General features: G+C 50.5%; 22 protein-coding genes. 1 reads left to right on the top strand and 21 read right to left on the bottom strand.

What is annotated here, in order from left to right; all coding sequences use genetic code 11:
• Positions 1-12 precede the first annotated feature (12 nt).
• The 3 genes from ACYUJT_RS12410 to lpdA form a co-directional block, all read right to left on the bottom strand.
• The gene (locus tag ACYUJT_RS12410; RefSeq protein ID WP_460322360.1) at positions 13-999 is read right to left on the bottom strand and encodes an alpha-ketoacid dehydrogenase subunit beta; all 987 of its coding nucleotides are present in this window, start codon (positions 997-999) and stop codon (positions 13-15) included.
• 2 nt (positions 1000-1001) lie between these two features.
• Positions 1002-2027, bottom strand: a complete 1026-nt coding sequence (locus ACYUJT_RS12415) for a thiamine pyrophosphate-dependent dehydrogenase E1 component subunit alpha (RefSeq protein WP_460322362.1) — start codon at positions 2025-2027, stop codon at positions 1002-1004.
• A 173-nt stretch (positions 2028-2200) separates the two neighbouring features.
• Positions 2201-3622 (bottom strand): dihydrolipoyl dehydrogenase, encoded by a 1422-nt coding sequence (lpdA, locus tag ACYUJT_RS12420; RefSeq protein WP_460322364.1) that lies wholly within the window; start codon positions 3620-3622, stop codon positions 2201-2203.
• Positions 3623-3805: 183 nt separating this feature from the next.
• Here lpdA and ACYUJT_RS12425 point away from each other — a divergent pair, with 183 nt between their 5' ends.
• Positions 3806-4090 (top strand): DUF2627 domain-containing protein, encoded by a 285-nt coding sequence (locus tag ACYUJT_RS12425; protein ID WP_460322367.1) that lies wholly within the window; start codon positions 3806-3808, stop codon positions 4088-4090.
• Between the two features lie 67 nt (positions 4091-4157).
• Here ACYUJT_RS12425 and ACYUJT_RS12430 read toward each other — a convergent pair whose 3' ends face one another.
• The 18 genes from ACYUJT_RS12430 to amaP form a co-directional block, all read right to left on the bottom strand.
• Positions 4158-4367: a hypothetical protein gene (locus ACYUJT_RS12430; RefSeq protein ID WP_460322370.1), complete on the bottom strand. Its 210-nt coding sequence runs from the start codon at positions 4365-4367 to the stop codon at positions 4158-4160.
• Positions 4368-4453: 86 nt separating this feature from the next.
• The gene (locus tag ACYUJT_RS12435) at positions 4454-5005 is read right to left on the bottom strand and encodes a methyltransferase family protein (RefSeq protein ID WP_460322372.1); all 552 of its coding nucleotides are present in this window, start codon (positions 5003-5005) and stop codon (positions 4454-4456) included.
• A 142-nt stretch (positions 5006-5147) separates the two neighbouring features.
• Positions 5148-6089, bottom strand: coding sequence for a cation diffusion facilitator family transporter (locus tag ACYUJT_RS12440; protein WP_460322375.1), 942 nt, complete (start codon positions 6087-6089; stop codon positions 5148-5150).
• A gap of 12 nt (positions 6090-6101) precedes the next feature.
• Positions 6102-6410 carry an ArsR/SmtB family transcription factor gene (locus ACYUJT_RS12445; RefSeq protein ID WP_460322378.1) on the bottom strand — a complete coding sequence of 103 codons (309 nt, stop codon included), beginning with the start codon at positions 6408-6410 and terminating at the stop codon, positions 6102-6104.
• 415 nt (positions 6411-6825) lie between these two features.
• Complete coding sequence (gene spo0A / locus ACYUJT_RS12450; RefSeq protein ID WP_460322381.1) at positions 6826-7632, bottom strand: sporulation transcription factor Spo0A; 807 nt, start codon at positions 7630-7632, stop codon at positions 6826-6828.
• A 449-nt stretch (positions 7633-8081) separates the two neighbouring features.
• A complete protein-coding gene (gene spoIVB / locus ACYUJT_RS12455; protein WP_460322383.1) occupies positions 8082-9410 on the bottom strand; it encodes a SpoIVB peptidase in 1329 nt (442 codons plus the stop codon).
• Between the two features lie 114 nt (positions 9411-9524).
• On the bottom strand, positions 9525-11249 hold the full coding sequence (gene recN / locus ACYUJT_RS12460) for a DNA repair protein RecN (RefSeq protein ID WP_460322386.1): 1725 nt from the start codon (positions 11247-11249) through the stop codon (positions 9525-9527).
• Between the two features lie 60 nt (positions 11250-11309).
• Positions 11310-11759, bottom strand: coding sequence for a transcriptional regulator AhrC/ArgR (gene ahrC, locus ACYUJT_RS12465; protein WP_460322388.1), 450 nt, complete (start codon positions 11757-11759; stop codon positions 11310-11312).
• Positions 11756-12262 (bottom strand): hypothetical protein, encoded by a 507-nt coding sequence (locus ACYUJT_RS12470; protein ID WP_460322391.1) that lies wholly within the window; start codon positions 12260-12262, stop codon positions 11756-11758. Before ACYUJT_RS12470 ends, ahrC begins: the two co-directional genes overlap by 4 nt.
• A 165-nt stretch (positions 12263-12427) precedes the next feature.
• Positions 12428-13300, bottom strand: coding sequence for a TlyA family RNA methyltransferase (locus ACYUJT_RS12475; protein WP_460322394.1), 873 nt, complete (start codon positions 13298-13300; stop codon positions 12428-12430).
• A 23-nt stretch (positions 13301-13323) separates the two neighbouring features.
• On the bottom strand, positions 13324-15234 hold the full coding sequence (dxs, locus tag ACYUJT_RS12480) for a 1-deoxy-D-xylulose-5-phosphate synthase (protein ID WP_460322398.1): 1911 nt from the start codon (positions 15232-15234) through the stop codon (positions 13324-13326).
• A gap of 121 nt (positions 15235-15355) precedes the next feature.
• Positions 15356-16267 carry a polyprenyl synthetase family protein gene (locus ACYUJT_RS12485; protein ID WP_460322400.1) on the bottom strand — a complete coding sequence of 304 codons (912 nt, stop codon included), beginning with the start codon at positions 16265-16267 and terminating at the stop codon, positions 15356-15358.
• Positions 16251-16535, bottom strand: a complete 285-nt coding sequence (xseB, locus tag ACYUJT_RS12490; RefSeq protein ID WP_460322402.1) for an exodeoxyribonuclease VII small subunit — start codon at positions 16533-16535, stop codon at positions 16251-16253. Before xseB ends, ACYUJT_RS12485 begins: the two co-directional genes overlap by 17 nt.
• A complete protein-coding gene (gene xseA, locus ACYUJT_RS12495; RefSeq protein WP_460322405.1) occupies positions 16525-17886 on the bottom strand; it encodes an exodeoxyribonuclease VII large subunit in 1362 nt (453 codons plus the stop codon). Before xseA ends, xseB begins: the two co-directional genes overlap by 11 nt.
• Before the next feature lie 34 nt (positions 17887-17920).
• On the bottom strand, positions 17921-18778 hold the full coding sequence (folD, locus tag ACYUJT_RS12500; RefSeq protein WP_460322408.1) for a bifunctional methylenetetrahydrofolate dehydrogenase/methenyltetrahydrofolate cyclohydrolase FolD: 858 nt from the start codon (positions 18776-18778) through the stop codon (positions 17921-17923).
• Between the two features lie 32 nt (positions 18779-18810).
• On the bottom strand, positions 18811-19257 hold the full coding sequence (nusB, locus tag ACYUJT_RS12505; protein ID WP_460322410.1) for a transcription antitermination factor NusB: 447 nt from the start codon (positions 19255-19257) through the stop codon (positions 18811-18813).
• A gap of 183 nt (positions 19258-19440) precedes the next feature.
• Positions 19441-19674 carry a DUF2273 domain-containing protein gene (locus ACYUJT_RS12510; RefSeq protein ID WP_460322413.1) on the bottom strand — a complete coding sequence of 78 codons (234 nt, stop codon included), beginning with the start codon at positions 19672-19674 and terminating at the stop codon, positions 19441-19443.
• A 14-nt stretch (positions 19675-19688) separates the two neighbouring features.
• Positions 19689-20228 (bottom strand): alkaline shock response membrane anchor protein AmaP, encoded by a 540-nt coding sequence (amaP, locus tag ACYUJT_RS12515; RefSeq protein ID WP_460322416.1) that lies wholly within the window; start codon positions 20226-20228, stop codon positions 19689-19691.
• Between the last annotated feature and the right edge of the window lie 17 nt (positions 20229-20245).

The raw sequence follows: 20245 nt of genomic DNA on the forward strand, positions 1-20245 counted from the left end.
CCCTCACTCCCATTAATACAGAGCCAATTGAAGCATAGCTTCCTTGACCTTATCTTTGCTGAGCATAAAGAACTTTTCCATCGGCGGGCTGATCGGCATTGCCGGAACATCAGGTCCGCACAGCCGAGCGATCGGCGCATCCAGTTCGAACAGGCATTCCTCCGCGATGATGGCCGATACTTCTGCTCCGACTCCGCCAGTCTTATTGTCTTCATGCACAATTAATACTTTCCCTGTTTTGCGTGCCGCCTCGATAATCGCTTCGCGATCAAGCGGCTGCAGCGTCCGCAAATCCAAAATGTGGGCGCTTATGCCTTGCTCAGCCGCGAGCTCCTCTGCGGCCTGCATGGCGAAATGCAGCGGCAAACTGTACCCGATTACGGTAATATCCGTGCCTTCACGAAGTACATTTGCCTTGCCAAGCGGGACGATATAGTCGTCCTCAGGCACGTCTTCCTTGATCAGCTTGTAGCATTTCTTATTTTCGAAGAACAATACGGGATCCGGATCGCGAACCGCGGCCTTTAGAAGCCCCTTGGCATCGTAAGCCGTATAAGGAGCGACGATCTTAAGCCCTGGTGTTCCGAAGAAGATCGATTCCGTGCACTGGGAATGGTACAGCCCGCCGAAGATCCCGCCGCCGATCGGCGCGCGGATGACGACGGGGCAGTTCCAATCGTTATTGGAGCGGTAGCGTATTTTAGCTGCCTCACTAATGATTTGGTTCGTTGCTGGCAGCATGAAATCAGAATACTGCATTTCGGCGATCGGCTTCATCCCGTACATCGCGGCACCGATGGCTACCCCGGCAATCGCAGATTCGGACAAGGGGGTATCGAGAACGCGCAGCTCGCCGAACTGCTCCTGAAGCCCTTTCGTCGTCGTAAACACTCCGCCTTTTACGCCAACGTCTTCCCCTAATACGAATACGTTGTCGTCAAGCTCCATTTCTTCCTTCATGGCAAGACGAATAGCGTCGATATATTCCATTACCGGCATGATTATTCCTCCCCTTCGCTATCCGCGTACACATGCAGCAGTGTATCCTCCGGCTTCGGAAACGGCGCGTTCTCCGCCCGTTCGATCGCTGCTTTCAACTGCGCCTGAAAGTCCTTCAAAAGGGCTTCATCCTGCTCTTCCGTCCAAAGCCCGTTTTCAATAAGATAACTTTTCATTTTCGGTATTCCGTCCTTCTTCCAATTCTCTTCAACCTCTTCCTTCGTGCGGTACACGAGGTCGTTATCCGAGGTGGAATGCGGAGACAGGCGGTACATCATCGCTTCAATCAGCGTTGGCCCTTCGCCGCGAATCGCGCGCTCGCGCGCTTCCTTCACAACACGATAGACCTCAAGGGCATCATTGCCGTCCACGCGAATGCCCGGGAAGCCATATCCCAGCGCCCGATCGCTTACTTTGCCGCCGAGTTGTTTCTTCACTGGAACGGAAATCGCATACTGGTTATTCTCGCACATGAAAATGACCGGCAGCTTCTGCACACCAGCAAAGTTCAGTCCTTCGTGGAAATCTCCCTGATTGCTGGAGCCTTCCCCGAAGGTAACGAAGGAGACGAAGTCCTTCTTCTGCATTTTAGCGGCAAGCGCAATGCCAACGGCATGCGGAACCTGCGTCGTCACCGGGCTGGAGCCCGTGACGATCCGGAGTCTTTTGCTTCCGAAATGGCCAGGCATTTGCCGGCCCCCGCTGTTCGGATCACCCGCTTTGGCAAAGGCGGACAGCATTAACTCTTCCAGCGTCATGCCTACCGACAGAACGAAGCCATAGTCGCGATAATACGGCAGAAAATAATCCTGCTCGCGATTCAAGGCAAAAGCCGCCGCTACTTGCGCGGTCTCCTGTCCGATACCCGAGACGTGGAAATTGATTTTTCCCGCCCGCTGCAGCAGCAAATTACGCTCGTCAAACTTGCGCGCTAGCAGCATATATTTGTACATGTCCACTACTTCGGCATCCGTCAATCCTAGTTGCTCATGCTTGGGCTGTGTCTTTGTTGATACTTTTGCGTTCATGGGAGTTACCTCCTTCGATTAGAACCTATAGTCGCTTGTACCGTACATGTTTGCTCTTATCTTAAAACCTGGTACTAAGACTTGGGTTAACCTTATTATAATCCCTTTTTCCGCAAAAAGAAAATGTTCTTTGCAAGGGTTTTGTTGATTATGTGACACTTTTGCATATTTTGTTAAATTCCAATCGCTTTGCCGTCCACCGCCAATGCGGCTTCGCCAAGAATTTCAGCCAGCGAAGGATGGGCGAAAACGGTCTGGCCGATTTCCCACGGCGTCGCATCCAGCACCTGGGCGAGCGCGGCTTGACTAATCAGCTCGGTAACATGGGCACCGATCATATGCACACCCACGATGTCGTTGCTCTTGCGGTCACCGATCACCTTTACGAAGCCATCCTTCTCCCCGTGCACAAGTGCTTTGCCTATAGCGGAGAACGGTACTTTGCCGATCTTGACGTCGATGCCCTGCTCCTTCGCTTCCTTCTCGGTCAAACCAACGGAAGCTACTTCAGGGCGTGTGTACACGCAGCGGGGCACATGGCGGACATTGTAGCCATGGGATGGCTCTGCAGCAAGATGATGCACTGCCACCAGCCCTTCATGGCTTGCCGCATGGGCAAGCTGCAGACCGCCAATGCAATCGCCGATCGCATAAATATGCGGCTCAGTCGTCTGCATCGAGTCGTTCACCCGGATATAGCCTTGATGCAAGGCGATATCCGTATTTTCAAGACCGATGTTCTCGACATTTGCTTGCCGTCCGATCGATACGAGCACCTTGACCGCCTGCAGGCGTACCGCATTTCCATTTTGCACAGCAGTAATCGCAATACCGGTACTGTCCTTCTCGGCGGTTTCCGCTTGTACCTGGCAGCCGGTCAGAATCTCGATTCCGCGGCGCTGCAGCTGCTTCTGCAGCTCACGCGCCACTTCTTCATCCTCGTTCGGTAGAAGCTGTGAGGCAGCCTCGACCACCGTGACCTTGACCCCGAAGTCATGAAGCAAAGAAGCCCATTCAACACCGATGACACCGCCGCCCACAATAATCATCGAAGCTGGCAGCTCCTCAAGCAGCAAGGCCTCGTCACTGCTGAGCACGTGCTTGCCGTCGGGCTCCAGCCCCGGAAGAACGCGCGGCCTCGACCCTGTCGCAATGATCAGATGAGTGGGTACAATCGTCTCCATCTCTCCGTCATGCAGCTCGATCGCCACGGCGCCGCTTTTCGGCGAGAAGATCGATGGGCCAATCACTCTCCCTTTTCCATGGATGACCTGAATTTTATGTTTACGCATCAAATATTGAATGCCGTTATGAAGCTGATCTACGATGCCCTGCTTTCGTTCCTGCACTTTCGGAAATACAAGGGATAATCCGCTCGTTTCAATGCCGTAGCTTGCGCTGTCCTTCATTTGCGCGTACAGCTCTGCACTGCGCAGCAACGCCTTGCTCGGAATGCAGCCACGGTGCAGGCATGTTCCTCCCAGCTTGTCCTGCTCAATAATAACCACTTGCTTGCCGAGCTGAGCAGCGCGAATTGCCGCAACATACCCCCCGGTCCCGCCGCCTAACACCGCTACATCACATGTTATCGTCATTTCCGATCTCCACCTATCCCAAAAAATGTCCAGACAAACTTCTCGTTTCCTATTGTACCTCGTTTTTTCCACATTACAAACATAGAACGAAATAGACAGCCGTCCAAGAAGAAGGTATGATAAACGTAACATGATCTTGATCGTACAGGACATATTTGTCGAGGAAAGGAATTGCTTCAGCCCATGAAATTGATGATATCCCGTTTTATTGCCATCATAATTCTTGTTATTCCCGGTATCGCCGCCATGATCGGCTTTCTGAAAATGAAGGACGCTTTATTCCTATACATGTCCGGACACGGAGATGACTCATTGACCCACGTCCACTTCGACTGGCTCGATTTCGGATTGGGAATTGCCTTGTTCGCAGCCGGAATCGGATTTCTGGGCGGCTGGATTTATTTCCGCGACCGTAAGCGCAATTACCTGGGACCGCGGTTCAAGAAGAAGACTGAGAATCCTTCTTAATTTTACGAATTAATAAACCCTCTTGAATCAGGCATTTAAGCCAATCCAAGAGGGTTTCTTATGTCCTTTATTCGTACAAGGCATCCTTCAGCTTGCTGGACATTCTTTGTCCGCTTGAGGATTTTCTCAGCAGTGTCCGCCGCAACCTTGTATTTTCTGCCGATAATTGACTGGCCGTGGCCAGCAGTTCAGCAATCAGCGATCTATGCTGTTCAGACAGGGATAGGTCATCCAGAAGCGCCTTATATTTTTGCTCGTCTAGCGATATTTTGTTCATTTTGCCTGCTCCTCTTACCGCTTTGGTTGCAACTTAATCCGCTATTGCAGCTCTCTCCACTTATTGTAACACAAATGAGGCGTTTTTCATTTCCCAAGTCCGATATATCTGGGGGTATGTTTTGCGTAATTGCTGTACATATCCCCAAAGGTACTTTTCAAATGCCGCTCTTCCTGGCGAATCAGCAGATGCAGGCAAACGATGTTCAACAAGCAAATGAATAAAGTGACGTAATTCATATAAGTAAGGAATAATCCGATAAACATCAGATCGAATCCGACAAAAGCGGGGTTCCGGCTGTATCGGTATATACCGCTTGTGATCAGTTCGGTGGCAGTGGCTTTGTCAATCCCAACCCGCCATGAAGTTCGCATATGCACCATCGCCATGATGAAGAACACTAGCCCTAATGCCGTAACCAATAAGCCAAAAACGCTTGCCCAACTTGCCGTACCGCCATCTTCAGGCAGAATCAAAGCAAATCCTAGCCATCCTTCTCCGAAGCAGCTTAGCGCAAACCACAACCCGCCCCAAGCAAACGTTGCCAGCTTGACGCCTACTTCTACGATACGGGTCTGTAGCGGTTTCCCCCCTTTTCCAAGTACATTAGCCTGGATGAGGCCTCGTGCTCGAAGCATCCATAATTTTGATAAATAGCTTATAAGAAAGATGCAAAATAAACTTAGACTTGCCATATTTACGACATTTGCTTTCATTAGGATTCACCCCTTCCAGACTCTATGCTTTGTTCCAAACAGTCTGTGCTTCCACCGTGGTTCCTCAAACGATCAGCTCTGCATGCCTGATGTGCGGGCTTTCGATTTGAATCGTCGCGTGGGTTATGCCGAACTGCTGCTCAAGCAAATCGATGGCATTTTGCAAAATGTCCTGGGCATCGAATTCCGACTCGACGACAAGATGACAGCTGAGTGAATTCATCCCGGAAGTAATCGTCCAAATGTGCAGATCATGCACACTAATAACCCCTGCAACCTGTTCCAAGCGTACGGACACTTCATCCTTGTTAACGGAAGCCGGCGTGCCTTCCATCAAAATGTGGACCGTCTGGGCAATCACTCCCCAGGCTCCTCTAAGAATAAGCAGTGCAACAAATACGCTGATTATCGGATCAAAAATATACCAGCCAAAGAAATACATGATGATCCCGGCGAGAATGGCTCCTACCGACCCCAGCGCATCACCAAGCACATGTAAATAAGCGCTTCTAAAGTTAAGGTTCTCCTTGACGTCCCCTTGGCGCATTAGAGTCCATGCACTAGCCAGGTTAGCGAGTAGTCCAATAGATGCGATCAGTATCATTGTACCGCTTGCCACCGCAGGCGGATCGAACAGCCGTTGATAAGCTTCCCAAATGATGAACCCCGCGATGACAAACAGCGTTAAACCGTTCAGCAGGGCTGCTAAAATCTCCGTACGGTAAAATCCGTAGGTCTTTTTCGATGTCGCGGCGCGGCTTGCAAACCAGATAGCCAGCAGACTAAGCGCAAGCGAGCTGGCATCGCTAAGCATATGACCAGCGTCGGAAAGCAGCGCCAGACTGCGTGTAACGAGCCCGCCGACAAACTCTAGAACGGCGATTCCCGAAGTGATCAAGAGTGCGATGATGAGCCCTTTCATATTTCCGGATCTGGCGGAATGATGGTCATGTCCATGATGAGTGTGCTGATGGTAGCCGTCCTGATTGCTTGCATGATTATGCATTTGGTATCCCTCCTAATCACATTCAACGTGACTGATCGCCTGCTTGAGCAGAGAAATAACGTGATCATCATCACAGGTGTAATACAACGTATTAGCTTCTCTTCTGTACTTTACGAGACGAAGCTTTCTTAATAAACTAAGCTGATGCGAAACCGCGGACTGAGATAACTCTAAAATTTCCGCAATATGCGTTACCGCGCATTCCTCTTCCGACAGCAGATACAGTATACGAATCCTCGTCGGATCGGCCAATGCCTTAAAAGTTGTTGAAACATTGTCGATAACATCTGGTCTTAATGTGGAATGCTGATTTTTATCCATGTGAGGTCACCAACCTTTATCACTATATGATCATATGCTCATATACTCATTATATTAATACTTCAGCAGATGTCAAGCTAAAGCCCCAAAATGTAAATAATTATCCGCCAACATCTACCACTTGATCTGGTTTCATTCAAATCATACAATTAGAATGAAGACGTCGTTCTTCATAACCTTTTTTACTTCTCTTCTCCAGGTACCCTGAGTATCTGGAGTTTTTTGATTAACACAAAAAAGGCGTAAGCTTATCGCGAGGTACCGCGATAAGCTTACGCCTTCATGATTTGCAAAGATTATGATGATGAATTCCTTCAGCTAAAGACCCAATAGTTTATCGGAGCCTCCGAGCAATGTCCGATAAAATATCGGGAATCCTTTAGTCAGATTCATTATTCCGCGCTTCCTTATGCTTTCAGCTTACCTTATGCTCAATGCGCAGCTTGTCGGCAACCATAGCGATGAACTCCGAGTTCGTTGGCTTCGATTTACTGATATTGATCGTGTAACCGAACAAATGACTTATGCTGTCGATATTGCCGCGCGTCCAGGCCACTTCAATCGCATGGCGGATTGCACGCTCTACGCGCGACGGAGTCGTCTTGAATTTCTCGGCGATGGCCGGATACAACGTTTTGGTAATCGCCCCTAAAATCTCAATATTGTTGTAGACCATGGTGATGGCTTCCCGCAAATATTGATATCCCTTAATATGCGCAGGAACACCGATTTCATGGATGATGGAAGTAATGTTTGCATCCAGATTTTTGCCTTTTCCAAGCGGTACTACATTGGATTTCGTAAAGGATGAGGATGGTGAACTGCTTGAGGATAAGGATTGGACTCCAACAAGCTGCCGAATTCGATTGGCCAGCACTTCCATATCGAACGGCTTCAGGATATAGTACGACGCTCCCAGCTGAACCGCACGCTGTGTAATATTCTCTTGTCCGAAGGCAGTCAGCATAATGATCTTTGGCTGTGGAGACACATTTATATCTCGTAAACGTTCCAGCACACCCAGTCCATCCAAGTGGGGCATAATGATATCCAGGATCAGCACGTCCGGAACTTTAGAAGCATGCTCAATCATCTCCAAAACTTCCTCGCCATTGTATGCAATACCTGAAACAACCATGTCATCCTGCTCAGAAATGTACTCTGCAAGCAAATTCGTAAATTCCCGATTATCATCCGCCAACAACACTTCAATTTTTTGCACTGACGACTTCCTCCTTGTGTATATGAGTTTCCTTAATCTTTCTTCCAGAATAAGGATTCGACACTTAAAAGTAAATTCCTTCTGTCGAAAATTATTTTTATTTATTTTTTTAATAATTTGATATATAATCGTTTGATGCTTACAAATAATGATCTAATTCGTTACCATTCGACAAGTATTTGCGGCGGAAATGTCGGATTTAAGTGCATTGGAGAGCAGCGAAGCGCATAGGGTGAATAACTCCTCATCTCCATTAGCATATAGTTTTATACTCAATGTGGCAAGTTTCAACGTTAAAACTTCGTAAAATTGCGACTTATTCATTGATTTCCGCCATGACCTATAAGATTAAGATATTTAATTATTATCTTACAGACCCTCCAAATTCGCATCATGCAAATCTGGATGAGCGATCGGGTTTCTTAAACAAAAAAACCAATCTTAAGGCGCTAGCTCGCCTTAAGATTGGTTGATGTCGTCTTGTCCTTTAATATTCCCGCATCCTGCAGCATCCATTCGATAAAGCAGCCGTAGCCTGAACGCGGATCGTTGACAAACACATGGGTTACAGCCCCGATCAATTTACCATTCTGTATGATTGGACTGCCGCTCATCCCCTGCACAATGCCACCGGTTTTCTCCACCAGTCTCGGATCGGTGATGCGAATAACCAAGCCTTTGGTCTGTGGGGTGCTCTGCCTGGAAACATGAGCGATTTCCACCTTAAAACGTTCCACCTGCTGGCCTTCGACCACCGTCAAAATTTCCGCCGGCCCCTCTTTTACCTCCTCCGAAAATGCTACCGGAATTGGCTTCTTATACACGCTATGATCTGGATTTTCCGACATCTTTCCGAATATGCCGAAATGCGTATTGCGCTCGATCGTTCCCAGCGTCTTGCCTTCTTTGACAAAGTGCGCTCGCTTCTCACCAGGTTCGCCACTCTCGCTCTTGGAAATAGACGTGACGCTCGACTGCAAAATTTGTCCGCTTCCTACAACGATTGGCGTTTGCGTGTTCATATCGGTAATGACGTGTCCCAGTGCCCCATAAACGCCTTCGTTTGGCGCATAAAAGGTCAGCGTACCCACGCCAGCAGCCGAGTCGCGAATGTAAAGACCCAATCTCCATGCCTTGTCCTGCTTATCAAAGGCAGGAGTCAATGTAGTCGTAAATTCCTTATTACTCCGTTTATAAACGACTTTTAGGGGCTGTTTCTTTTTGCCCGCTTGCTCAACCAAAGACGCCACCTCATGAACGTCTTTTAGACGTGAACCGTTCAAATGGGTGATCAAGTCTCCCGGCTGAATACCAGCTGCCTCGCCGGGCGAAATTTTAGCCTTGTCCGTATTCACAAGATGATGGCCAACTACCAGAATGCCATCGGATTTCACTTTAACGCCGATCGTTTGTCCCCCGGGTATAACCTTTAAATCAGGGATAACATTCACTTTCACTGGTTTCAGAGGAATTTGTCCAAAAAGCTTCATGCGGAGCTTGGCTTCGCCGCTGTTCAGCGAGGATAGCTTTAACGGCGAGCCGAGGGATACCTTCATGGAGGAGTTAGGTTGATCGTTCAACATCACGACATCAGGCCGATCAACGCTAACCTCTGCCAATACGGGTATGGCCAAATCGATTTGCGCGCCCTGGCCTTGAAACATGCGCAGTTCATCCGGCAGCATCGGCGAATGACCTTCGACGGCTGACGTGCCAAGAAAACAAAAGAAGAAGGCAAGTAAAAGACCGAGAAATCTATTCCTGAGGTTCGGGTTCAATGGCTGTCACGCTCCCTTAGCTTCTTTCGCTTGACGAAAAGGTGGTCGCCAATTGCGTACCTATAAGATACCCCGGGTGTGGTCTTTTATTACTGTCAATCATTGTTCCGCTCGTTAAATCACACCCTTCTGCGCCCGAGCCAGATTAAGCATTTCCTTAGCATGGTGGCGTGTCCTGTCCGTAATCTCCACGCCTCCGAGCATCCGAGCGAGCTCATTGACCCGTCCGTTTTTACCCAAATGCTCTACTCTCGTCATTGTTCGTCCGTCCGCTACAGTCTTCTCGATCAAATATTGCTGATCCGCCATACAAGCGACCTGCGGCAAATGGGTGATTGAAAATACCTGGCATGTCGCGGATAAGCGATACAGCTTCTCCGCGATGGACTGAGCTGCCCGGCCGCTTACCCCGGTATCCACCTCATCGAAAATTAATACAGGAACTTCATCATGGCGGGCAAATATACTCTTAAGGGCAAGCATGATCCGCGATAATTCACCGCCCGAGGCAATTTTACTCAAGGAACGCAACGGTTCCCCGGGATTTGGGGAAATTAAGAACTCCGCGCTGTCCATGCCGTGTTTTCCGAGTCTCACCAGATCGCCTTCCCATTCAACCCCGCCCGAATCGAATATTCGCTCCAGCTTGACTTCAATCGAAGTCCGCCCCATCTGCAGATCCTTCAGCTCGTTTTCGATTTGCTGTGCCAGCAGGTCCGCCTTTTCCCGACGAACATCGCTAAGCAAAACCGCTTCCCTCAAGGCAGCCTGTAACAACTGCTCCCGCTCGGCAGACAGCTTCTCAAGCCGTTCGTCCTTATTCTCAAGCTTATCCGTATCGCGGGAAATCTGCTCATAATATTGAAGAATTCCTTTGACATCGTCTCCATATTTGCGGCGCAGCGTGGAAATCAGATCGAGACGATCCTCTACCTCTTCCAGCCGCTCGGGATTAAATTCGATTTTATCCCGGTAATCACGCAGACTAAAGGATGCATCCTCAAGCAAATAATAAGCCGACTGCAGCTGCTCCAGCAAAGGGGCGACCCCCTTCTGATCATATTCCGCAACATCCTCTAACCTGGATACTGCCTTCGCTATCGCTTCCAGTCCCTGAGGACCATAAAGCAAATCGTAAGCACCAGACACCGAGTCCATCATTTTCTCGCTATGGGATAGCTTTACCTTTTCTTCCGCAAGTAATTCATCCTCTCCGGGCTTGAGCGCAGCTGCTGCGATCTCCTCCAGCTGAAAACGATATAAATCAAGCATTTGCAGTGCCTGCTGGCTAGTGCTTTGCAATTCTCTCCATTCCCTGTCGACCCGTTGGAACGCTGAATAGGCCTCCTGGTACTTCGCCTTCACGGCGGCAATATCCTCGGAACCAAAGGCATCCAGAAGCTTCAAATGCCGCTCTGGATGAAGCAGCGTCTGATGCTCATGCTGACCGTGCAGATTGATCAGGCTCTCCCCCACCTGCCGAAGCATCGACAAGTTGACCAATTGGCCGTTAATTCGGGCAGAACTCTTGCCCTGGGCGCTAATCTCGCGCCGGACAATCAGAGCTTCGCCAGCATCCGCACTAATTCCCAGCTCATCAAGTATAGCCCAAACCGGATGATGCTCCTTCAATTCGAAGGCAGCCTCCATCTCCGCTTTGTCGCAGCCGTAACGGATTAAATCCGCCGAGCCCCTTCCCCCCGATATTAATCCCAGCGCATCAATAATAATTGATTTACCTGCTCCGGTCTCACCGGTCAATACATGAAAACCCTTGTCAAACGTAACATCAACCGCCTCGACAACGGCCAGATTCCGAATGGATAAATGAACCAGCAAGTAAAGGCACTCCCTTCGCCAAATGTAGACAATGCAGCAACAATCTTCAAAACAAGTGAATTATGAAATAAACGCCATAATTTGATCGATGACGTAATGGCTGTATTCTTCGTTACGACAGATCAGCAGGATCGTATCATCGCCGCAGATCGTTCCAAGCAAATCTGGCCATTCCATGTTGTCGATCAGAACCGCCACCGAATTGGCTGTCCCCGGCAAGCATTTCATGACGACCAAATTTCCCGTATGGTCAATATGCACAAAACTGTCTACAAGCGCCCGCTGCAGCTTCTGCACTGGATTGTAACGCTGCGCTGTAGGCATCGAGTATTTATATTTGCCATCGTCGGTAGGTACCTTGATCAGCATAAGCTCCTTGATATCCCGTGATACAGTAGCCTGCGTGACCTGAAATCCTGCTTTGCGCAAAGCCTCTACCAGCTCATCTTGAGTTTCGATTTCATGAGCGCTAATAATTTCCCTGATCTTAATATGCCGTTGACCCTTCATCTTGTCCTCCATATATCTTTGATATGCGACGCCTCTTCAGCATCGTCCGAATCTGCACTTAAGGTGATTTCTTTGATTTGTTCCTGTTCCGTATCGATATAGAGCACCCCTGCACAGTCAGGATACAGAAGCAGGTAAGGAAGGATGTCCCTGCGAAGTCCGGCGCCTGTCCATTCGATTGGCAGACGCTCTCTCGTTCTCCTTACCAAGTAGTATTCTCCATGCTTCTTCACAACATAATCGATATATAACCGGCTGTGCAGCACCTGAGCGTCCACCCGGAAAGCGAGCGGAATCTTCAGCTTGTCGCTTACAATCTCAAAGCCTGCTGACTCCAGTAAATCAACGGCCGGATGCTCCTGAATATCCTCGTTGAACTCGAACCCCACACCGGAACCCAGCGAAAAAGGCTTGCGCAGCCACGTCCTGAATGCGCGATACAGCAGCAATAAGGCAATGCCCGCAATGGCTACCATGAGAAAACCATCGGTATATTCGCTCATCGAAATCACCTCAGATGATTAATTCGACGCGATTGAATAACCTCCTGTTTGCATGTGGATATTGTTAAGCATTATTACATAATTATTCGCATGAACCCATTATAAGCGAACACTCGTTCTATATGCAACATTTTAATGAATATATGCATAAAAAACAAAAGCCCATCAATAAGATGGGCTTTTCGTCATAAATGTATCTTTCGCTTCCTGCACGACGCGTTGCGAAGTGTCGCGAATATGCTGCAATGCCTCAGAGGACTCAGTCCCCTCAAGCTGATCCTTCTTCTCACTAGGGGGCAATAGCCTTAAATGGGCCAAAAACTCAATATTGCCTTCTCCGCCTGTAATCGGGGAAAAAGTTAACCCTTGCAAAGCATACCCCAGCCCTGTCGCAAAGCCGAGCACGTTCTCCAGTACCTCTTGATGCACCTTTGCATCGCGTACGACGCCGGATTTGCCGACTTTCTCCCGGCCGGCTTCAAATTGCGGCTTGATCAATGCAACGATATCCGCAGGCTTATGGAGCAATGCCACAAGCGGGGGAAGAATGATCCGCAGAGAAATAAACGAAACGTCAATGCTTGCGAAATCAGGGCCAGGTCCGTCCAAATCCTCAGGCGTCATATATCTGAAATTGGTCCGCTCCTTGACGTTAACGCGTTCATCGTTCCGCAGCGACCAATCCAGCTGATTATAGCCAACATCGATCGCATATACGTAGCTGGCTCCATGCTGAAGGGCGCAATCCGTAAATCCGCCGGTCGACGAGCCGATATCAAGCATAACCCGCCCGTTCATATCGATCTGAAACAGTTTCAAGGCTTTCTCCAGCTTCAATCCCCCGCGGCTTACATACGGATGGATCGCTCCCTTGACCGTCAGCTTCGTGTCCCTCGGTATTTTGGTGCCTGCCTTCTCGATCCGTTCCTGATTTCCGAACACGAGCCCCGCCATGATCGCGGTTTTGGCCTTTTCTCTGCTGTCGAAATATCCTTGCTCGACCAACAAGACATCTATGCGTTCTTTGGACACAGACATAACATTCTCCTGACTCTGTCTTGTTAAGATGGTTTGAATTTCTTGCCGAAGCCGAACTGATGTTCCGCCCGATACTGCTGAATTTGCTCCACGACAGCCTCGGCGGTCAATCCAACCTCCTGCAGTTGCTCCTTGATGCTGCCATGCTCGATGAATTGATCCGGAATGCCCATCAGGGATACATCGATGCCGGTGATTCCCTGCTCGGCATAGAATTCCAGCACCGCACTTCCCAGGCTGCCAGCCTGACAAGCTTCCTCAAGCACGATCAGCTTCGTGCCGGCGCTCGCCAGATTAAGCAGCATGCTGTTATCGAGCGGCTTCAGGAAACGAGCATTCACCACACCAACGTTAGCGCCTTCCCGCTTCAATGTCTCGGCCGCCTCTTCAGCAACCTGCACCATTGGACCCGTGGCGATGATTGCTACTTGCTCGCCCTCTCGCAGCTTCTCCCAGCTGCCGATCGGTATAGGCTTAAGCTCATCATCCAGTGGAACGCCCGGAACATTGACCCGCGGATAACGATACGCGATCGGACCGTCATTATACTCAAGCGCCGTCTTCATCATATGGCGCAGTTCGTTCTCATCCTTCGGCATCATCAGCACGATATTGGGAATATGACGCATAAACGCAATGTCATACACCCCTTGATGCGTCTCGCCGTCAGCGCCGACAAAGCCGGCCCGGTCGATGGCGAACATGACATTCGCGTTATGGCGGCATATATCATGCACGATCTGATCGTACGCTCGCTGCATGAACGTGGAATACACCGCAAAGACCGGCTTCATTCCCTCCATGGCCAGTGCCGCGCACATCGTAGCCGCATGCTGTTCGGCAATACCGACATCAATCATCCGATCCGGGAATCGTTCACCAAACTTAACCAAACCGGATCCTCCCGGCATTGCCGGGGTAACCGCAACAATTCGCTTATCCTGCTCAGCCAGCTCGATCAACGTTTGCCCGAACACCTCGGTATACGTCGGATTGCCCACGGCTTTGAGCAATTGACCAGATTCGATCTTGTAAGGAGTAGAAACTCCATGCCATTTATGAGAATCCTTTTCCGCAGGTGTATATCCCTTCCCTTTCGTTGTCAGGACATGAACCAGCACAGGGCCGCTCACATTGTTTGCCTGATTGAACGCATCAACTAAGCCCGACAAATCGTGGCCGTCCACCGGCCCCAAATAGGTAAAGCCCAGCTCTTCAAAAAGAACCCCGGACACCATCATATATTTCAAGCTATCCTTCAGCCGCTCCGCCGTTTTGGCCAGCTTGCCGCCGATCGCTGGAATTTTTTTGAGCAATTGTTCTACTTCGTCTTTGGCGCGCAAATAATTTTTATCAGACCTGATCTTCGTTAAGTAGTTGTGCATCGCCCCGACATTGGGTGCAATTGACATTTCATTATCGTTCAAAATAACCATTAAATCCTTTTGTTCATGACCAATATGGTTCAACGCCTCAAAGGCCATTCCGCCCGTCAAAGCACCGTCACCAATAATAGCGACAACCTTGTTGTCCTCGCCTTTCAAATCCCTGGCCAGCGCCATGCCCATGGCTGCCGAAAGAGACGTGCTGCTGTGACCGGCCTCCCACACGTCATGCTCGCTTTCACAGCGCTTCACAAATCCGCACAAGCCCTTGTGCTTGCGTAAAGTATCAAACCGATCCATGCGGCCGGTCAATATTTTATGAACGTACGCCTGGTGACCTACGTCAAAAATAAATTTATCCCGTGGACTGTTATAGCAGTAATGCAGCGCAATTGTAAGCTCCACCACACCCAAATTGGGCGCAAGATGTCCTCCTGTCGCGGACAGTTTCTCGATAAGAAACTGACGGATCTCGGCGGCTAGCGGCGTCAATTGTTCGATTGGAAGTTGTTTCAAATCGTTGGGCTCATGTATTTGAGAGAGCAGCAAAGCGAATTCCCCGCTTCCTTCATTGGATTTCTCATGTTGCTAATTATAATGACACTAATTATAACATATGAATAACTTTTGTCGAAGTTATCCAACTTACTATCCTCTTGCAGCTCTTTTCTTAACGATCCCGATGCATCAAATAATCGGCGATTCCCATCAGACGCTCGGGGCTTTGAATGATTCCGCTCGAAACTGCTTCCCTCGCTTGCTTGGTTAGGCGATCCACTTCAGCCCGGGACTCATCAAGGCCGATAAAATAAGGATAAGTCACCTTCTGCTGTTTTAAATCACTTTGTGTTTTCTTCCCGAGCTTGCTCTCGTCCCCGACTAGGTCAAGAATGTCGTCCTGGATTTGAAAAGCAAGTCCAATCGAACGGCCAAAGGTTTCCAGAGCTTGCAGCTGCTCGGCCGAAGCCGATGCGATGCGTCCTCCGGCTTTCAAACAGAAGACGATCAAATCGCCAGTCTTATGCTCGTGAATGTAGCGTAGCTGGCTTAGATCGGTCAACCCCTGCTCCCCTTCCATATCGGCAGCCTGTCCGCCAACCATGCCGGAAGGACCCGCATAACGCGCCAAATCCTCGACTATGGCCAGCGCGGCCTCGGCGGGAACGCCATGATTCTTGCTCGCCTGAACAACGCTGTAGAAGGCATGGGTCAACAAGGCATCGCCCGCCAAAATCGCCATGGCTTCGCCGAACACCTTATGATTCGTCGGCTTGCCGCGGCGAAAATCATCGTCGTCCATCGCCGGGAGATCATCATGAATCAGCGAGTAAGTATGCACCATTTCTACGGCGCAGGCGACGGGCAGAGCCGCATCGCGGCTCCCATGAAGCGCTTCCGCGGCAGCGATGACCAGCAGCGGGCGAAGACGCTTGCCGCCGGCCATCAGGGAATAGCTCATCGCTTCCTTCAGATTGTCCGGGAAGCTCCATTCCGCCGGTACCGCGTGCTGCAAATGAGAGGCCACTAGCGCCGATATTTCCTCGATATAAGGAATAATCGCTTGCCTATCCAACCGAATCACCGCTCTCTTCGGTCAATGGATCGAAGGGCTTCTTCACGATTTGTCCATCGGCTTCCATGATCATTTCAATTTTTCGTTCAACCTGTGATAATTTATTGCCGCATAATTGCGATAACTGCATGCCTTTCTGAAACAGATCGATCGCCTTCTCCAGAGGCACGTCGCCATGCTCCAACTGGGACACGATATCCTCCAGTTCGTTCATCGCTTCCTCGAAGCTGTAATCCTGCTCCTTAAGCTCATTCAGATTCTGCTTCTCAGTCTCCATGATCGTCACCTTCTCCCCTCATGCCCCAAACCTGGCAGTCCAGCTCGCCGTCGGTGAGCTTAACCTTGACCAGGTCTCCAGGCTCTACATCTTTCAGCGACTTCACTAAGCGCCGCCCTTTCTCGTCATATACAAGACTATATCCTCTAGCCATAACCTTCAGTGGGCTGAGGGCATCGAGCTGCCTAATCCCGTAGGACAGCGTCTGGCTCTTCTCCTTCAAAATCCCGTTCATCGCCGAACGCAGCAGCCGGCTTGCCTCCTCGTGGCGCCGCTTTGTCAGCGCCATCGTATCCTGCGGATGGTAGCGCAGCAGCCGCTGATGCAGCCGCGCCTGCGCCGCTCCCGTCAGCTCCGCCTGCGCCCGCATGCGCCGCACAAGCCGCGCTTGCAGCATGTCCAGCCGCTCCGCGTGCTGGAGCAGGCTGCGCCGCGGCTGCCGCAGCGCCGGCGACGCCGATAGCCGCCGCAAGCGCTCCTGCGCCTGGCGGAGCTGGTGCTGCAAGCCCTGCTGCAGCACCCTCTCGCGCTGGCGCAGCTGCTCGCGCAGCTCGGCGGCGTGCGGCACGGCGAGCTCAGCGGCGGCGGTGGGCGTGGCGGCACGCAGGTCGGCGACGAAATCGGCGATCGTAAAGTCCGTCTCGTGGCCTACGGCCGAGATGACGGGAATCGCCGATTCGTAAATGCTGCGCGCGACCGCCTCTTCGTTGAACGCCCACAGCTCCTCGAGCGAGCCCCCGCCCCGGCCGACGATCAGCACGTCGGCCTCGCCGAGCGAATTCATCGTCCGGATCGCCTTGACGATGGACGGCGCCGCGCCCTTGCCCTGCACGAGTACAGGGTGCAGGATGATCCTAGCCTGCGGATAACGCCGCTCCAGCGTTGTCAGAATGTCCCGAACGGCAGCTCCGGTCGGGGAGGTGACGACGCCGATCACGCGCGGAAACGCAGGCAGCGGCCGCTTGCGCTGCGGCGCGAACAGCCCTTCGGCCTCCAGCTTCTGCTTCAGCTGCTCGAAGGCCAAATATAAGCTGCCGATGCCGTCAGGCTGCATTTGCGTCGCATAGAACTGGTACTGTCCGTCCCGCTCGTATACCGACACATTGCCCCGGGCAATGACCCGGGTACCCTCCCGCGGGATAAAGGGCAGCCGCTGGTTATGCGAAGCGAACATAATGCTCTTGATCCGGCTATCCTTATCCTTCAGCGTAAAATACATATGTCCGCTGGAATGATGCGTAAAGTTGGATATTTCTCCGCGAATCCATACCTCAGACAGCAGCGTATCCGACTCCATCTTCATGCGGATATAGCGATTCAATTCTTTGATCGTATAAATTTTTTGTTCCATGGGGCCTTACATTCCCCCCTTTATCGCCAGCAGCTTAAGCAAGGCCTTGAAGCCGCTTGGCTGCGATCAGCGTATTTTGCATCAGCATCGTAATCGTCATTGGGCCCACACCGCCTGGAACAGGCGTAATCGGTCCGGATACTTCCTTCACGCTTTCGAAATCTACGTCGCCGGCCAATTTGCCGTTATCAAGACGGTTCATCCCTACGTCAATCACGACAGCCCCAGGCTTCACGAACGAGGCATCCACGAAGTTGGCCCGGCCGATCGCTACGACGAGAATATCAGCCTGCTTCGTCAATTCCTTCATGTTCGCCGTGCGCGAATGGCACATTGTCACCGTAGCATTCTCCCGCTGCAGCAGCAGGGATACCGGCTTACCGACGATATTGCTGCGGCCGATGACGACTGCATGCTTCCCGGACATTTCATTACCGGTGCGCTTGATCAGTTCGATAACGCCGGCGGGCGTGCAAGGCAACAGACTATCGTCACCGATGACCAGGTTGCCGACGTTAACCGGATGGAAGCCATCTACGTCTTTCTCAACCGCAATCGCGTCGATCACCGCTTTCTCCTCGATATGCCCCGGAAGCGGAAGCTGCACGAGAATGCCGTGGATTTCGCTTTGTTTATTCAGCTTGTCTACAAGCGCGAGCAGCTCTTCTTGGGTCGTAGAAGCAGGCAAGCGATGAACCTCAGAGTAGAATCCGAGATCATGGCAAGCTTTCTCTTTATTGCGCACATACACCTGTGAAGCCGGGTCCTCGCCCACAAGAACGACAGCCAGCCCGGGCTTAAAACCTTTGCTCGCCAGATTCTCTACTTCATTGCGGATACTTCCTCTAATTTCCTCAGAAATCTGTTTTCCGTTAATGATTGGTGCTGTCATAGACTTCTCCCCTTATCCTCGTTCATTATTTATTATTGATTTTTCAATTTCTCCAAATCATGAATCATCTTGCCGAGCACGCCGTTGACGAACTTCCCGGACTCCTCCACGCCGAAATGCTTGGCCAGTTCGATCGCTTCGTTTACCGCTACTTTGCCCGGTACGTCATTGCGGAATACCATTTCGTAGACTGCCAATCTCAATACCTGCCTGTCCACCTTGGACAAGCGGCTAACCTGCCAGTTTTTCAAATAACCGGCCAGCATCTCGTCGATGGCCGTTTTATGCTCCCAAGTACCATTTACGAGCTCCAGTACAAAGGCCTTCGTCTTTTCGACATCGGACAATTCGACCATGCTTTCGTTCTCTCCAGCCGCTTCCGCTATAAGCATCGATACGGCTTCCTCGGCTCCAACCTCGTTCATTTCCATTTGGTACATGCTCTGTATCGCAATTTCCCGTGCTAGTCTGCGTTTCATGTGTTTCCTCCTTAACCTCCATAAGAACAACGATTATGCTTCCTACTACTTCATGATGAACCAAAATGCCGGTATTCTATTACAACAAAATTCAAACAAAAAAAACCCGTGACATGCTCTCTCCACAAAAATGGGCAAGATAAAAACGCAGCTCTTTTTCCGGAAGACAGCATATCACAGGAATCATTTAAAAGGGCGCCAGCGCGCGTTCAACCATTCCATCAGCTCTTTCCACGGAATGAGCGGGCCTTGGTCGAAATCCTTATATTTGCCGATCGTATAACCGACATATAGGAGAAGCGCACAAAATAACATGTTCCAAAATCCGAAAAACAGATAAATGGGAATTAGAAATATCGCGGCCGCCGTTCCCAGCAGTCGTCCCTTGTAATCCTCCCATATTTGCTTCCAATTCATTGGGATCTTCACCCCTATTCAACCCGGCTTTTGATAACAGGAGATTGCACAAGGTTAGCAATATACACAGATACGTAAGAAACGGGAATACCCGTAATGTCCTCCACATGATCATGCACCTGCTTCTGCACTTCCCCCGTGAGCTCCGGAATGGAGGTCTCGCCGTCTACCAAAGCACGGACGATAATCTCCAGGCCCGAATCCGTAATGCGGATGCGCGTCTTCACGTCGCGAATGCCGCGTACCCGGGACGCCGCTTTTAAGGATAAATTCTCAATCGTCTCTACCGAGATTTGAATATCCCCGTATTCCGTACGCTGGTCGATGGAAGGGAGGGAGCCGCGGTCGCGCTTGATCGAAATATAGAAAAAGCGAATGCTGAGCAGAAACAGAAGAGCGGCTACACTGATGGCAGCGATTGTCCATGATCTGTTGTCATATTGCTTCAGCTCGACGGGCACAGCGTTTGTCACAAGGAGGATAGCGATGACAGAAATTATTCCAATGCTTAGGCTGTAAATAAACAGCAGCAGTCTGTCCAAGATTTTGGGCACGACGGATAGAGCCTCCT

It is taken from the genome of Paenibacillus sp. YSY-4.3 (genome assembly GCF_054767475.1).